The organism is Marinospirillum sp., assembly GCF_014859565.1.
The window spans coordinates 1-14262 of the sequence record NZ_JACUUA010000080.1 but is presented as its reverse complement, the minus strand read 5'-3'; the positions used below and the strand labels follow the sequence as shown (position 1 = coordinate 14262).

Here is a 14262-nt window from a genome sequence, read left to right as displayed (position 1 = left end):
TTCAGCCATGGCCTGAGACAAAGCCAGGTGTTCCTGTTCATAACCAAAACTGCCACCCATGCCACAACAACTGGCCTCTATAAATTCCACCTGAGTATCCGGCAGATAACCCAACACCTTACGCATGGATTTCATGGCTCCTACAGCTTTTTGATGGCAGTGGCCGTGTACCAGCAGGGGTTTTCCATCCGGGTCTGGAGTGAAAGCCAGTTGCAGCTTGCCACTGCGTAACTCCCGTGCCAGAAACTCCTCCAGCAACCAGGCTTGTCGGCTGACTTTATCTGCTGCATCCCCCAGCCCCAGTGCCCGGTAATCATCTCGTATTGCCAGCAGGCAAGAAGGTTCCAGCCCCACCACTGGATAACCCTGCTCAACCCACGGCAGCAGAGCATTGATCACTCGCAAGGCTTCTTCTTTGGCCTGTTTTACCAAGCCTTGTGCCAGATAGGTTCGCCCACAACACAAAGGCCGATCTGGATCGATGGCATTGAGCAGCGGGTAGACCAGCTGCACTTCACATCCCCCTGCTTGTAACAGCTCAATCGCGGCTTCTGCGACTTCCGGTTGATAATGGCGGCTGTAACAATCCACAAATAACACCAGTTTAAGATCGGTGGCTTGGGTTGGCAGGGCACGATCATCAAAGGGTTGGGTTTGGGTGACCGGAAAATCACGTTTAGCCAGACCCAGCCAACGGCTGAGTAGTTGTTGTAATCCTGTAGAACGGTTGTACCAATGAGGCAAACGCCCCAGTAACGGCCAGCGATACAACCAGCGAGGCAGGTGGGCAAACAACCGGGTACGCAGGCTGGGTGCACGCAGCTGCTGGCGCTGTGCTAGGTATTCAATCTTGATTTGTGCCAGATCCACGCTGTTTTCACACTAGCGTTTGCAACCCTTGCAGCCAACACACATATCCATGGCTTCGGCCAGGGTTTTATCCCGCATCAGGCTTTCGGCTGAGTCACTGTTTAATGCCTGTTTCAGCAGTTTTACTCGGCCACCGGGGGTTAGTGATGGATTCTGGGTGACCCGGTAACTGGGGCACATCACACCACGATCCTGGGTTTCACACTGGCGGCTGTTGATACACACCGCCACAGCCTTGGCAAAATCACCGCCTTGTTTGGGTATATCAGCATAGGCATCACCCATACCGGCATCCTTGTAGCCACTCCAGTCCAGAAAATGTTTCATTGATTTGCCTCTTGCTCTGAATTCCTAAAAGACAGTTTGCAGGGGTTGATGCAAGGCTTGTGCCGGTTGATTAACTGGCTTGTGGTGCGGGTTTGTGGGGTGGACTGTCAGGTTTGCAACAAGCAATAGGTGGGTTTTGCCGGGTTTAAACGAAGTTGACCGGTTAGTCTATATTTTATGTTAAAGTGATCGCTTTCATTTTTTGCAGGATGCCTGACATGTTGCGCTGGTTTGAATCCCGTTTAAATCCTTTCCCGTCAGAAGAACCCCAAGAGCCACCGAGTTCTCTGCTGGGGTTTTGTCTGTATTTCACCCGTGGTGCCTGGCCGTGGATTGCCACAACCGCTGTGTTGATGGCGTGTATTGCGCTGGTGGAAGTGTGGCTGTTCAGTTTTCTGGGTGAGGTGGTCAACTGGTTGTCGGTGCAGAACCGCGAAACCTTTATAGCGACTGAAGGCTGGAAGCTGCTGGGTATGGCGCTGGTGATTCTTGGCCTGCCGCTGATGGTGCTGTTGCATTCGCTGCTGAGTTTTCAGGTATTGATGGGCAACTACCCTATGCGTATCCGCTGGACGGTACACCGTTATCTGCTGAAACAGTCGATGGCGTTTTATCAGGACGAATTTGCTGGGCGTATTGCCACCAAGCTGATGCAGACTTCACTGGCGGTGCGTGAGTGTGTCATCAAGCTGATTGATGTATTGAACTACGTTTCAGTGTATTTCATCGGTACGCTGGTGATTGTTGCTTTTGCTGATTTGCGTTTGATGCTGCCGCTGTTGGTCTGGCTGGCGGGTTATATCCTGCTGATGCGGTTTTTTATCCCGGTAATGGGGCGAGTGGCACAACAACAGGCTGATGCCCGTTCCATCATGACTGGGCGGGTGGTGGATGCCTACACCAACATCCAGACGGTAAAACTCTTTTCCCACGCCCAGCGTGAGTCCACTTTTGCCCGTGAAGGTATGGGTGATTTTCTGGTGACAGTACACAAACAGATGCGGCTGGTAACGGGTTTTAACACCAGTCTTTACCTGCTGAATTCTTTGTTGCTGCTGTCGGTGGCAGGTCTTTCCATCTGGTTATGGTTAGGTGAGCTGATTAGTGTTGGTGCTGTGGCAGTGGCGTTGGGTCTGGTGTTGCGCCTGTCCGGCATGTCCCAGTGGATCATGTGGGAAGTGGCCTCCTTGTTTGAAAACATCGGCACGGTTAAGGATGGTATTGGCACCATCTCCAAACCCCAGATGGTCGAAGATCTGCCCAATGCACCCACCTTGCAGGTGGCGCAGGGTGGCATTCATTTTGATGCCATACGTTTTCATTACGGCAAGGGTTCGGGAGTGATCGAAAACCTGTCACTGGATATCAAACCGGGTGAAAAAGTCGGGTTGGTGGGGCGTTCGGGTGCCGGAAAATCCACACTGGTGAATCTGCTGCTGCGTTTTTATGATCTGGAAGGCGGACGTATTCTGGTGGATGGGCAGAACATTGCTGAAGTGCAGCAAGACAGCCTGCGTGCCGAGATAGGTATGGTCAGTCAGGATACCTCGTTGTTGCACCGTTCAGTACGGGACAACATCCGTTATGGCAAACCTGATGCCACAGAAGAAGACGTATGGCATGCAGCAGTCCAGGCACAGGCTGATGCCTTTATCCCCGCGCTGGAAGATATCAAAGGACGTAAGGGAATGGATGCCCATGTGGGTGAGCGGGGCGTAAAACTCTCCGGTGGTCAGCGTCAGCGTATTGCCATTGCCAGGGTAATGCTGAAGGATGCACCGATTCTGATTCTGGATGAAGCCACCTCGGCACTGGATTCGGAAGTGGAAGCAGCCATTCAGGACAACCTTAATCGCCTGATGCAGGGCAAAACAGTGATTGCCATTGCCCACCGCCTGTCCACCATTGCCCAGATGGATCGGCTGGTGGTGATGGATCAGGGACGTATTGTTGAAAGCGGCACCCATGAAGAACTAATTGCCAGTGGTGGACTGTACGCACAGTTGTGGGCGCGTCAGTCCGGTGGTTTCCTCGCGGAAAACTAATGGTAGGGGGGGTGATAATGAATGAAATACAGATCAGAAGTGCCAGTATGAAAGATCTGGACGCCATTCTGACCATTCAGGCGCTGTGTTACACCGAGGTGGAGCCAGAGTCAGCCCAATCAATGGGGGCCAAGCTGGCGGCAGCACCGGATAGCTGTTTTGTGGCTGAATATCAGGGCAGGGTGGTGGCTTATTTGTTATCCCTGCCTTGGTTGTTGCATCAGCTGCTAACGCTGAACAGCCCAGAATGCCAGTTGCCACAACAGCCAGATTGTTTTTATTTGCATGATCTGGCGGTGGCACCGGTAGGGCGCAAGCTGGGTGCTGGTCGGGCATTAATCCAGGCTTTTTTTACTGCGCTAACTCAGGCTGGATTGGATGTGGCTTGTCTGGTGGCGGTACAGGGTTCCGGTGATTATTGGCAGCGCTGGGGGTTTGTGGTGCAGCAGCCAGATGCCGAACTGCAACACAAACTCAATAGTTATGGTGAGGGGGTGGAATATCGGGTGTGGTCGCGTGAAAGCGTTTTCTGAATACCCAGCCCAGTGTTAACCCTCGCAGGGCATTAAATACCAGAAAAGCAGCCCAGAGGCCGTGATTACCCCAATCCTGCAATAACCACCAGGCCAGCAGATAACCACCAACAGATACCAGCAGGGTGTTGCGCATGGCATCCGTCCAGGTGGCTCCGATGAATACCCCATCAAACAGATAACACCAGAGTGAAACCGGCAGAATCAGCCACAACCAAGGCAGGTGGCTTTCTGCCAGTTGCCTCACTTCCGGCAGATCAGTAAGCCGGTGGATCAACCACGCACCACCCAGCCAGACCAGCAATGTCAGCAGCAAAGCGGTGACGACTGATAAAAACAGCCCGGCACGAAAAACCTGCACTGCTTCCTGATGGCTGCGGGCAAAAGCAGCACCAAAACGTGCTTCCACCGCTTGAGCAAAACCATCCAGCAGATAACTGGATAACATCACCAGCTGCATCAACACCGCATTGGCGGCCAACACCTCATTGCCCTGCTGGGCACCCTGACGCGTGAAAAAAGCCAGAGCCAACAGCAGTGCCAGGGTACGAACAAACAGATCACTGTTCACCTTGATCAGGCGTTTAAAAGCAGCGGCATCTGCTGTGGGTTGTAACAATTGAATGCCGAGATTTTGGCAGGTGCGCAACAACCAGAACAGCCCAGCGATAGCGGCGATCCATTCTGCCAGCAGACTAGCCAGAGCCACACCGTTGCTGGACATACCCAGCCCCAGTACAAACCAGAGATCCAGTAGGATATTTATACCGTTAACTAATATCAGCAGCACCAGCACGACTCGACTGCGCCCAAGGCCGATGGCAACACCCAGCACCACGTACTGCATCAGTACGGCAGGGGCACTCCACAGGCGGATGGTGATGTATTCAGCTGCCAGCTGGCGTGTTTCAGCGCCGCCATCCAACAGGGACAACAAGAAGGGAATAAAAGGACGCAGCAGTTGCAAAGCCAGCCCTAACAGCAATGCCAGCCCCAGAGCCTGAAAAATCAAACGCCCCAGAGCCGGTTGATCCTGCCTACCCCAGGCCTGAGCCACCAAACCGGTAGTTCCCATGCGTAAAAAACCAAAACTCCAGTACAAAAAACTGAATACCACCGCACCCAGCGCCACCGCAGCCAGATAACGACCATCCGGTAAATGCCCCAGCACGGCGGTATCCACCAATCCCAGCAACGGGATAGTGCAATTGGACAACAAAATCGGCCAGGCCAGACGAAACAAAGGACGCGTCTGGGATGGAGGCTGCAAAGTCAAAGGTATCGGCATTGAGGCAATGATCTGGTGGGTGAGCTGGTTGCCATACTAGCGGCACTGCGTAATAATCAAAACAGGTTTACTCATATTGTGGAGGTTTCATGAAACACAAGACCGAAAGCCAGCCAGTTGAGGTACGTGAGGACAAATTGTTTTACTCAAATGATGCAGACATGGAAAAGGTTCTTCTGGCTGTTTCGCAGAGTGTTGTTGAATCTCTTGCCCGTGCAGAGAAAATCCACAAGCAACGCCTGCAGAATATTCGTTCTTTCAATGCCGGTTAATGAGTAGTCACACAAACCAGTTATGGTAAAAATAGTTTAGGTAAGACCGTAGTTACATAAAACTGCCAATAAGAATAAGATAAGAATGGTGGAGTGCCATTGCTATTGAAAGTGGTCAAAAATTATTTGTGGATGAGTAACCAGGTTGCAAAATTAGCTAAGATGAAATACCAATTATATTGGTATGGATATTAATATATGTCCATGATATGTTGGTGTTATTTTGTGTTGAAAATAAAAGATCACGTGGGGTCTAGGGGGGGCTTTGAGTAGAATACAGGCATTTAATGAGTCAGCGCTAGCTAGACAGTTTTCTAAAAAAGATTTCTATAATGACTGCTCACTTTCGGATAATGAGTATCGTAAAAACGTAGTGGAAAAAGCAGTAGAGGAGTCAGACAGATTATTTCCTGATGGAATTATTTATAATTGTTTTTTTCTTGGTAAGAAGAAAAGCTTCTCTCTTTCAAGTCTGTCCCAGAGGCTTGTGGTTAGAACATGTGTTTCGTATTTAAAGAGATCTTTTGCAGGTTGCAATAAGTCAAGATCAAAGATTGCTAGAGAGTTACGAGTGTTTTTAGCTGATGGGACGCCATATAATATATATAGACTGGACATAAAGTCGTTCTTTGAAAATATTCAAAAGGAGGAGCTTGAAAGAAAAGTCCAAGATATTCCTGCTCTGTCAATGCACACAAAAAAAATAATAAAAAGAATGGCTGATTATTTTTATGAAGTAGAAGGAGTTTGCGTTCCGCGAGGCATAGAAACAAGCTCAATATTATCTGATTTGTATCTCAAAGATTTTGATTCATATGTGCTCTCTAGAAATGATGTTTTCTTTTATTCAAGGTTTGTTGATGATATTTTGATTGTTGCCTCCAATGAGTGTGACGCAATTGCTTTTCAGGAAGATGTCACCCGTGCACTACCTAAAGGCCTCTTTTTCAATAGTTCAAAAACTGAAATTAAAGTATTGTGTAAGCGTAAAAAAGCTGGAAGTATATATTATGACAATGACGTGGCGCAATTTGACTTTTTAGGTTTTAGGTTTGTTGTGGCTGATTCTCCTCTACCAACCAAAATCAACGGTGGAGTTGAAGTGGAGAATGGAGATGTAGCACCAGCAGTATTCAGAAAAGTAAAAGTAGACTTGTCTCCAAGTAAGATTAAGCGAATAAAGGATAAGCTTTGTAAGTCTTTCTATTCTTATGGAAAGACAGGTGATTTTTTACTTCTTAAGGATAGGGTTAGGTTTTTGTCAACAAATAGAGAGTTTGTAAAAAAAGATAACTCAAGTATAATGCCTGTGGGTATTTATTATAATAACTCGGCTTGTGATTTCCCATCATTACAATTGGCGCATATCGATAAATTCATGAGGTTTCTATTGTTTGGCAATGATAAAAGACTGCCTAAAATTTATGCGGGTAGCCTCTCGCTTAGACAAAAACAAGAGTTGCTGAAGTTTAATTTTTCTTATGGATTTATTAATAGGCCCCATAAAAGATTTAGCCACAATAGGCTTGCTGAGATAGTAAGGATTTGGAAATGAATAATGCCAGGAAGATATCTCTGGATAAAAAAGATTATATGAGGGCAGTTCTGACAGATACCTTGCCCTCAGATGTTCCAATCATTTTTTCTAATGATGGTTGCTATCTTAATTATCACAGGGTTGTAGGCAAGCATTATAATAAATTCAATATTGTTAAGTCTCTTTATGTAAAGTTGATTGCGCCTAGTGAGGATGCGACTAAAAATAAAGCTGATGCCATGAGAGATCAGAATAAGCAAAGTTATCCAATGAAGTATAAAATAATAAAAAATGAAAACAGTCTTAGAACATTGTCTCTGATCCACCCTAGGTCACAAAAAAACTACTGTCACATATATGGCGAGTACTCTGATGCGATCACTTATCTTTGTGATAAAAGTGTCTTTTCTATAAGACGGCCTTCCAAAGTAGGTAGTTCATTCTATGCTAATGATGAGATGCCAATAAAAAAGTATAAAGAGATAAATATAGATACGCTCGAGGATGATCTTAAAAGAAAGCATGCTTCTTCATTTTTTAGCTATAGTGGTTTTGATAGGTTTTATAAATTTTTTAACTCAGCTAGATATTTTGATCTTGAAAAACGTTTTCCACAAATGTGGTTTTTTGATGTTGCAAATTGCTTTGACTCTATATATACGCATACTATTTCTTGGGCTGTCAAAAATAAAGAATATGTAAAAAAATTTGTTGGTAATAGCAATCAATTTTGCCAAAAGCTTGATACTGTGATGCAAAGAAGCAATAATAATGAAACGAACGGAATACCAGTTGGTTCTGAATTTAGTAGGATTTTTGCTGAGATCATATTCCAAGAGATAGATCGTAAGGTGGAAATAAGTCTAAAAAATAAACACGGATTATATTTTGGCAAAAACTATGAGGTTGTGAGGTATGTTGATGATTATGTTGTTTTTTCTAAAGATGCCTCTATTGCAAAAATAGTTTGTGATGAGATGGAGGATAGTCTTTCATTCTATAATATGCATTTTAACGAGATGAAGATAAGCAGGTGCGAGAGGCCTTTCTTTACATTAAAGTCTAGGGTTGTTGTTGGTGTCAATAATGTCGTTTATGATCTGCATGAGTCACTTTTCGAACAAGGTTCTAGATTAAATGGAAAGGTGATATATCCTAAACTTATAAATAGGATGGATAAGCTTGAACAAAGCTTCATAAATAATGTGAAGCTTTTGATGGGGGGTGTTGAGATTAAATATAGTGATGTATCTCCGTATGTTGTAGGTGTTTTGTATAATAGAGTTCTGCGTCTGGTCGAAAGTTACAAAGTATATAGCCAAGAAGAAAAAGAAGACTGGGGCTTGGCTATTCGGGTCAGAGATGCTTTTTTTGTTTTACTAAGACTAATTTTTTTCTTTTATAGCGTAAGTCCATCGGTATCTTCTTCTGAGAAAGTTGCAAGAATAATTCTTGTTGTTGATGATTTTATAAAAAATAATTTGGCTGGATATCTGGCTGCCTATAGATCTCTTGTTGTTTTAAATGTTGAAAATCTTGAATTTAAAAGAGATAAGAATGATGACCGGAATGGCTATATTTCGCTAGAGCGACTAAATATTATTATTGCTACCAGTGGCTTTGGCGAAAACTATGCAATCTCTAAATCTAAATTTGCCTTTAGCAAGGCGGATCCGGAAGATGTTACATATTTTGATATCGTGTGCCTGCTTTACTACTTCAGGGATCGAAAGGATTATAAGGATGAAAGGGATCAGCTAATAGATTTTGCTTTGGAAAGGATTTATAAGAAGAAATTTGACTTGATGCAAGATGCAGAGTCTGTTTATTTGTTTTTGGATTTACTGTGCTGTCCTTTTGTTGATTCCTCAACTAAGGAAAAAATGTTGGGTGAATATTTGTCGATTTTCGAGCCTGGACAGTCTTTTGATGCTGCTGGTGTCCAGGATATGCTGAATCAAATCTCGCAAATATATTGGTTTGTAAAGTGGGAAGACCTCGATTTAATAAAGGCTCTAGAAAGAAAGGCGTTGAAAAGGGCATACTAATGTGGTATTCTCTATATGTGTGACAGGTGGGTCAATATTGCTTTATTTTGCACGTTCACACGTTGCAAAATTTTTCGCCTCAACAAATTGTCCGCCCGCAAGGTTGGTTTTTTGAGGAGGTTGAGGAGTAATTTACCACATGGTATGGCTGCTCCACACACCTGATGCTGAGGCTATCTGTCACACTCCTCAAACCATTTCAACGCTTGTTGAGTGCTAACATAAGTTTAACCACTACTTCTACGTTTAGTCGGCTGTTTGTAACAATTGCGAAACAACCCGATAAATCCAATCTTTTTAGTATCCTGTAGTCTTTGCAAACTTAACTGTACTTTTTAGGTGGCTGTATGCATCATCTGACATAATCACAGGTGTACTGGCTGGAAATTTCTACGGATGCTACCTTGATCAGATGACTAGATGATTTGCAGGCTCTGACTTTTTCTGACTGGTATTCGCCTGCTAAGCACACTCAAGTGTGGCGGCTGTTGTTCAAATCACCTGCAAGCTAGGCCTTGATCAGTAATTAATAGGGCATATTACGCTTCTTAGCTTCGATCTTGATCCGATCGAGCAAAGTTTCCGGCAATCGGAGTGAGATTGTCTTGGTTGATGGTTTCAGTTTTGGGAGCGAAGCTGGTTTGGCCTGACTCCAGTCCAGGTAGTCAGTGGGAGTCGTGGCTTTCCCAGAATTCCCGCTCTTCTGCTTCATTTTTGAAATCAGGCATTAAAAGAAACTTCGATCTGACTCTGCTCGGAGTCATTAAGTATATACGCAAGCGTCAAAAAGTGCTGTGAGTAAGCAACTAAGCTGCCGAAAAGTGCCTGAGTTTCAGACAAGCCGATTTTTCAATCCACGCTCTGGTTTTTTTTCATTTGGCATTATATGCTTTTGTCCGGGTCGGATATTCGACCCACGTCGCTGGGACGGTTCCCGGCGCTGACGCTAACGAGAGTAAAATGACTAAAGACACCTCTGGTGTGCCTTCTGCACGCCGTTTTTCCCGCATTGACCGTTTGCCTCCTTATGTATTCAACATCACCGCTGAGCTGAAGATGGCTGCTCGCCGTCGTGGTGAGGACATTATTGATTTCAGCATGGGCAACCCGGATGGCGCCACACCGCCGCACATTGTTGAAAAGCTCTGTGCCGTAGCTCAGCGTGAAAACACCCACGGTTATTCCACGTCTCGCGGTATTCCACGCCTGCGCCGGGCCATTGCCAACTGGTATCAGCAGCGTTTTGATGTGCAGATTGATCCGGAAACGGAAGCCATTGTCACCATCGGCTCCAAGGAAGGTCTGGCGCATCTGATGCTGGCCACCCTGGATCATGGTGATATGGTGCTGGTGCCCAATCCCAGTTATCCGATTCATATTTACGGTGCGGTGATTGCTGGTGCTCAGGTGCGTTCAGTGCCGCTGATTCCCGGCGTGGATTTTTTTGTGGAGCTGGAACGGGCAATTCGTGAAAGTATTCCCAAACCCAAAATGATGATTCTGGGTTTTCCATCCAACCCAACCGCCCAGTGTGTAGAGCTGGACTTTTTTGAGCGGGTGGTGGCATTGGCGCGGGAGCACAACATCATTGTGGTGCATGACCTGGCCTATGCCGACATCGTTTTTGATGGCTGGAAAGCGCCGTCTATCATGCAGGTGGAAGGGGCGCGTGAGGTGGCTGTAGAGTTTTTCACCCTGTCCAAAAGTTACAACATGGCTGGCTGGCGTATCGGTTTTATGGTGGGTAATGCTGAGCTGGTGCAGGCGCTGGCACGCATCAAGAGTTATCACGATTACGGTACCTTCACACCCTTGCAGGTGGCTGCCATTGCCGCGCTGGAAGGGGATCAGCAGTGTGTGCTGGATATCACCGAGCAGTACCGCAAACGCCGCGATACACTGGTGAAAGGCCTGCATGAAGCTGGCTGGATGGTTGATAAACCCAAGGCATCCATGTACATCTGGGCAAAAATCCCGGATGAATATCTGGCCATGGGTTCACTGGAGTTTGCCAAGAAGTTGCTGGCCGAGGCCAAGGTGTGTGTTTCACCCGGTGTCGGTTTTGGTGATTATGGCGACAACTATGTGCGTTTTGCCCTGATCGAGAACGAAAGCCGCATCCGTCAGGCAGTGCGAGGCATCAAGGCGATGTTCCGTCATGATGGCCTGCTGGCCAGGGACTCCTGAAACTCAGCTGCCCGAATCCGGGCAGCTTCATTCCCAGATGCCAGGGGTCAAGACCGAAGTTCAGTCCCAGCAGATTGACTTCCAGCCCCTCCTGCACACTGGTGGCAATGCCTGCATAACCCAGCAATGAGGCCTGATAACCACTGTTGCTGGGGGTGCGGTTGAAGGCACCGGGTGCTGGATAATCCTTGCCGATGGCAATATTTGGCAGCACTACTTCCAGTTGTGGGGTTTCTCGGATTAACCAGGCCACAAAGGTGTTGCTGTTGGGGCCAGGCCAGGCTTCGTAGATATCCGGGTAGGGATAGGTCTGCACGGCATTCAGGATGTTCGGAATGGCTGCTTCAGCCTCAGCACCGCGTAGTTCGGCCAGCAGTCTGGGTTCTGCTCCGTACCAGCGGCGATCCGGCAGGTCTGGGCCGGAACGTACAATCGGGCTACGCCAGCCCATTACTTCATGCACCTGCCAATGATCAGCATCCGCTTGCTTGGTGGAAACCCAGGTGTGCACGGCAAAGTTGCCCCGCCAGCCGAAGGTACGTGCTGCGTACACCAGCACCACTGCCTCGGAAACTGCTTCAGCCTGGGGTGCCAATCCGGCGCTGGAACGATCCGCCTCTGACCAGTGTACAGTGGGTTTCATCAGGCTGCAGGCTGTCATTAATGCTGGGATTGCCACTAAAGCCAGCAACAGCAGTAGGGTGCGGGTCAGGTATCGAAAGGAACGCTTGATCATGGTGTTGGGTTAAAGTCCGGATATCAGGAGTTTGCAATCAGCTTTGTTTGAGCCATCATCATAAAAATAATTCACTGCAAAGGACAGTTATGGCTACCGATACGCCGCTGCTGCAGCAGTTTTACATCAATGAAGAGCAGTCACTTTACCTGATGAGCCATGAAGATGCTCAGAAGGTACGTGACTGGATCAGTCTGTGTCAGCAGCAGTTGCGCCAGCTGGGTTTTAATGACATTGAGCTGGTGGGTAAAGGGGCGTTCGGTTTTGTGTTTGGTGGTCGTGGCACGGATGGCCGTGAGTATGTGTTCAAGTTTTCTCGTATCAACCTGCCGCAGGCCGTGCAGGATCGTCTGGAAGACGAAGCCTGGATGCAGGGGCAGGTGATTCATCCGTTTATTCCTCGCCTGTATGAATACACCCGGCTGGCACGCCAGTCGGTGCTGGTGATGGAACGGGCGCGGGGTATGGATCTGGAAGCCTGGTCTTTGTTACAGGGGCGTTTGCCTGCTCGGCTGATCCTGCGGCTGGCCTGGCAACTGGTAGAGGTGCTGAATGCCCTGCGCAATCACCATAACGAACAGGGTGAAGCGCCGGTAGTACATGGTGATATCAAACCTTCCAATATTGTGTTTGACCCACAAACAGAAAACATCAAACTGATTGATTGGGGCTCCAGTGTGTTTGCCCAGTTGGATGCCAGGGGTCAGCCGCTTGGCAGTAGTGCTCTCGGGCTGGGTGGTGCTCTGGACAGTAATGCCCGGCTGGGTGATGTGTTTTTTATCGGTGATGAGCAGTTAAATGGCGGGTTGAGTTCACCTCGATTTGATGAACAGGGGCTGGCTGCAACCCTTTATGCACTGGCGTCGGCTCAATCCTGTCGCCACGGTATTCATGCCATTCCGGCCACGTCGCTGGGTTTGCCCGCGGCATTTGGTGAAACCCTGCAGCAGTTGCTGGCCGGTGATCCGCAACAACGGCGAGAAGCCGGTGACCGGATGATACAACAGGCGCATCACTTAAAGCGCTGGGTGCTGCCGGATAAGACTGACCCTGAGATACAACAAGAGATACGGCCAGAGTTGCCGGTTTGGGTGACTGAACAGCGGGAGGCGCTGGAAACGGTGGTGTACAGCTCGCGCCGCAGTTTTTTACGGGCGGAACAACCGGATTTAAGCCTGCTGGCGGGTATTAATGATGTGGAGCTGGAGAAGTATTACAAAAACTTCCTGCAGGGCATGGGTGACACGGAAAAAGCCTTTCTGGCAGCAGTCAGTCGCTTGGGTAAATACCCGCTGCTGGGTGGTTTGGCGATTCACTGGCAAGGGCAACAACTGCTGGTGGATTCCAATCTGAAACTGCATGATCCAGCCTTGCGTCAGTCTTTTGTGGATTCAGTGAATAATCTGGTGACTCTGGCAAGAGCCATCAACCGGCAAGAAGGAGTGTTCAAGTGTTGTATGTTTGATGCTCGTGCCACACGGCATCTGGAGCGGGACAATGAAAACCAGCTTTTTGTGCCACCGGATGACTGGTTATTGCCTTATGAAGTGCTGCCGACCCCGGCTGCAGAGGATAGCAGCCTTAGTCATTCCTACTTTGAGGATGGTGATGACCCAGATGAACTGTTGCATTTACCACCGGCAATTCTGGATGAAATTGCTCACCTCAATACCCTTCGTCACACGGGGTTGATCATTTTTGAAGCCCTGCCAAAACACCTTAAGGTGCACAGTTATTATGTGCTGCTGGATGCCTCACGCGAGGCGGAGTTTGCCGCCTGTTTGCAGCGCATCCGTGCAGCTATTCCGCAGATCAAAGGTCTGGGTGTGTCCGGTTTTATGAAGATGCCTTACAAGAACACTCGGCATTTTGAACGGCTTAACTGCTGAAAAATAGTAACAGGCCACGCAGGGTCATCATCAGAATGGCAAGGGTGAGAAATACAAAAACGATTAGCAGCAGCCAGTAACCACTGCGGTGCACACGCATTTTCAGGCGTTTAAAAAAGCCCTGATCTGGCTGGGCGGCGGCAGGCAGGCGGTGGAACAGATTTAAAAAGCTGTATAGCAGTAGTGCCCAGGACACCAACAGGATACCGGGGAGTTGCAGGGTCAGCACAAAATGAATCAGCCCTGTGGCGGCAAGCAACAGGGCTGGTATTTTCAGGAAGGCCAAGCGTTGAGCCAAGCGCTCCAAGTGATTCAGCAAGAGTTAACTCCGTTAATATTTTTCTTCAGATATCCAAAGCTCGGGTGTAAAACGTACCACCTGATTACGACCGCCGTCTTTAGCAGCATAGAGGGAGACATCCGCGTACTTGAGTACTTGCCAGAAGGCCTGACCATCGGTGGGATAATCCGCCAGTCCTGCTGAAATGGTTTTGTTCAGCAACACACCACCAGCTTTGAACTGGAAGCTT

The 14262-nt window shown here is 47.8% G+C and carries 13 protein-coding genes and 1 pseudogene; 7 read left to right on the top strand and 7 right to left on the bottom strand.

What is annotated here, in order from left to right; all coding sequences use genetic code 11:
* Together IBX50_RS11105 and IBX50_RS11100 are read right to left on the bottom strand one after the other, a co-directional pair.
* A partial coding sequence (locus IBX50_RS11105) for a heterodisulfide reductase-related iron-sulfur binding cluster (RefSeq protein WP_366930715.1) occupies positions 1 to 870 on the bottom strand: 870 nt, incomplete at its 3' end.
* 12 nt (positions 871 to 882) lie between these two features.
* A complete protein-coding gene (locus tag IBX50_RS11100; protein ID WP_292255870.1) occupies positions 883 to 1197 on the bottom strand; it encodes a 4Fe-4S dicluster domain-containing protein in 315 nt (104 codons plus the stop codon).
* A gap of 218 nt (positions 1198 to 1415) precedes the next feature.
* Here IBX50_RS11100 and IBX50_RS11095 point away from each other — a divergent pair, with 218 nt between their 5' ends.
* Positions 1416 to 3242 (top strand): ABC transporter ATP-binding protein, encoded by a 1827-nt coding sequence (locus IBX50_RS11095; protein WP_292255868.1) that lies wholly within the window; start codon positions 1416 to 1418, stop codon positions 3240 to 3242.
* Between the two features lie 17 nt (positions 3243 to 3259).
* Positions 3260 to 3775 (top strand): GNAT family N-acetyltransferase, encoded by a 516-nt coding sequence (locus tag IBX50_RS11090; RefSeq protein WP_292255867.1) that lies wholly within the window; start codon positions 3260 to 3262, stop codon positions 3773 to 3775.
* On the opposite strand, the gene IBX50_RS11085 is transcribed toward IBX50_RS11090, so the two are convergent.
* A complete protein-coding gene (locus tag IBX50_RS11085; RefSeq protein WP_292255866.1) occupies positions 3717 to 5063 on the bottom strand; it encodes an MATE family efflux transporter in 1347 nt (448 codons plus the stop codon). The two genes, IBX50_RS11090 and IBX50_RS11085, sit on opposite strands and share 59 nt — an antisense overlap.
* An 89-nt stretch (positions 5064 to 5152) precedes the next feature.
* Between IBX50_RS11085 and IBX50_RS11080 the strand changes: the two genes are divergently transcribed.
* The 3 genes from IBX50_RS11080 to drt3b all read left to right on the top strand — a co-directional run bounded on the left by IBX50_RS11080 (position 5153) and on the right by drt3b (position 8920).
* Positions 5153 to 5335 carry a hypothetical protein gene (locus tag IBX50_RS11080; protein WP_292255864.1) on the top strand — a complete coding sequence of 61 codons (183 nt, stop codon included), beginning with the start codon at positions 5153 to 5155 and terminating at the stop codon, positions 5333 to 5335.
* Between the two features lie 265 nt (positions 5336 to 5600).
* The gene (gene drt3a, locus IBX50_RS11075) at positions 5601 to 6890 is read left to right on the top strand and encodes an antiviral reverse transcriptase Drt3a (protein ID WP_292255863.1); all 1290 of its coding nucleotides are present in this window, start codon (positions 5601 to 5603) and stop codon (positions 6888 to 6890) included.
* Positions 6887 to 8920: an antiviral reverse transcriptase Drt3b gene (drt3b, locus tag IBX50_RS11070; protein ID WP_292255860.1), complete on the top strand. Its 2034-nt coding sequence runs from the start codon at positions 6887 to 6889 to the stop codon at positions 8918 to 8920. Before drt3a ends, drt3b begins: the two co-directional genes overlap by 4 nt.
* Positions 8921 to 9446: 526 nt before the next feature.
* Here the strand turns inward: drt3b and IBX50_RS20725 are convergent.
* On the bottom strand, positions 9447 to 9632 hold the full coding sequence (locus IBX50_RS20725) for a CopG family antitoxin (protein ID WP_366930714.1): 186 nt from the start codon (positions 9630 to 9632) through the stop codon (positions 9447 to 9449).
* A 248-nt stretch (positions 9633 to 9880) separates the two neighbouring features.
* On the opposite strand from IBX50_RS20725, the gene alaC reads away from it, so the two are divergent.
* Positions 9881 to 11107: an alanine transaminase gene (gene alaC, locus IBX50_RS11065; RefSeq protein ID WP_292255858.1), complete on the top strand. Its 1227-nt coding sequence runs from the start codon at positions 9881 to 9883 to the stop codon at positions 11105 to 11107.
* On the opposite strand, the gene IBX50_RS11060 is transcribed toward alaC, so the two are convergent.
* Positions 11061 to 11843 (bottom strand): DUF3750 domain-containing protein, encoded by a 783-nt coding sequence (locus IBX50_RS11060; protein ID WP_292255855.1) that lies wholly within the window; start codon positions 11841 to 11843, stop codon positions 11061 to 11063. The two genes, alaC and IBX50_RS11060, sit on opposite strands and share 47 nt — an antisense overlap.
* 89 nt (positions 11844 to 11932) lie before the next feature.
* On the opposite strand from IBX50_RS11060, the gene IBX50_RS11055 reads away from it, so the two are divergent.
* Positions 11933 to 13732, top strand: a complete 1800-nt coding sequence (locus IBX50_RS11055) for a phosphotransferase (protein WP_292255853.1) — start codon at positions 11933 to 11935, stop codon at positions 13730 to 13732.
* On the opposite strand, the gene IBX50_RS11050 is transcribed toward IBX50_RS11055, so the two are convergent.
* Positions 13722 to 14051: a hypothetical protein gene (locus tag IBX50_RS11050; protein ID WP_292255852.1), complete on the bottom strand. Its 330-nt coding sequence runs from the start codon at positions 14049 to 14051 to the stop codon at positions 13722 to 13724. The genes IBX50_RS11055 and IBX50_RS11050 overlap by 11 nt on opposite strands.
* 12 nt (positions 14052 to 14063) lie before the next feature.
* Positions 14064 to 14262 (bottom strand): annotated as a pseudogene (locus IBX50_RS11045) (hypothetical protein); the annotation flags it as partial.

Excerpts from the sequence above, each read along its gene's own strand:
- IBX50_RS11100 (WP_292255870.1), bottom strand. The coding sequence starts at position 1,197 with ATGAAACATTTTCTGGACTGGAGTGGCTACAAGGATGCCGGTATGGGT.
- IBX50_RS11095 (WP_292255868.1), top strand. The coding sequence starts at position 1,416 with ATGTTGCGCTGGTTTGAATCCCGTTTAAATCCTTTCCCGTCAGAAGAA.
- IBX50_RS11090 (WP_292255867.1), top strand. The coding sequence starts at position 3,260 with ATGAATGAAATACAGATCAGAAGTGCCAGTATGAAAGATCTGGACGCC.
- IBX50_RS11085 (WP_292255866.1), bottom strand. The coding sequence starts at position 5,063 with ATGCCGATACCTTTGACTTTGCAGCCTCCATCCCAGACGCGTCCTTTG.
- IBX50_RS11080 (WP_292255864.1), top strand. The coding sequence starts at position 5,153 with ATGAAACACAAGACCGAAAGCCAGCCAGTTGAGGTACGTGAGGACAAA.
- drt3b (WP_292255860.1), top strand. The coding sequence starts at position 6,887 with ATGAATAATGCCAGGAAGATATCTCTGGATAAAAAAGATTATATGAGG.
- IBX50_RS20725 (WP_366930714.1), bottom strand. The coding sequence starts at position 9,632 with ATGAAGCAGAAGAGCGGGAATTCTGGGAAAGCCACGACTCCCACTGAC.
- alaC (WP_292255858.1), top strand. The coding sequence starts at position 9,881 with ATGACTAAAGACACCTCTGGTGTGCCTTCTGCACGCCGTTTTTCCCGC.
- IBX50_RS11060 (WP_292255855.1), bottom strand. The coding sequence starts at position 11,843 with ATGATCAAGCGTTCCTTTCGATACCTGACCCGCACCCTACTGCTGTTG.
- IBX50_RS11055 (WP_292255853.1), top strand. The coding sequence starts at position 11,933 with ATGGCTACCGATACGCCGCTGCTGCAGCAGTTTTACATCAATGAAGAG.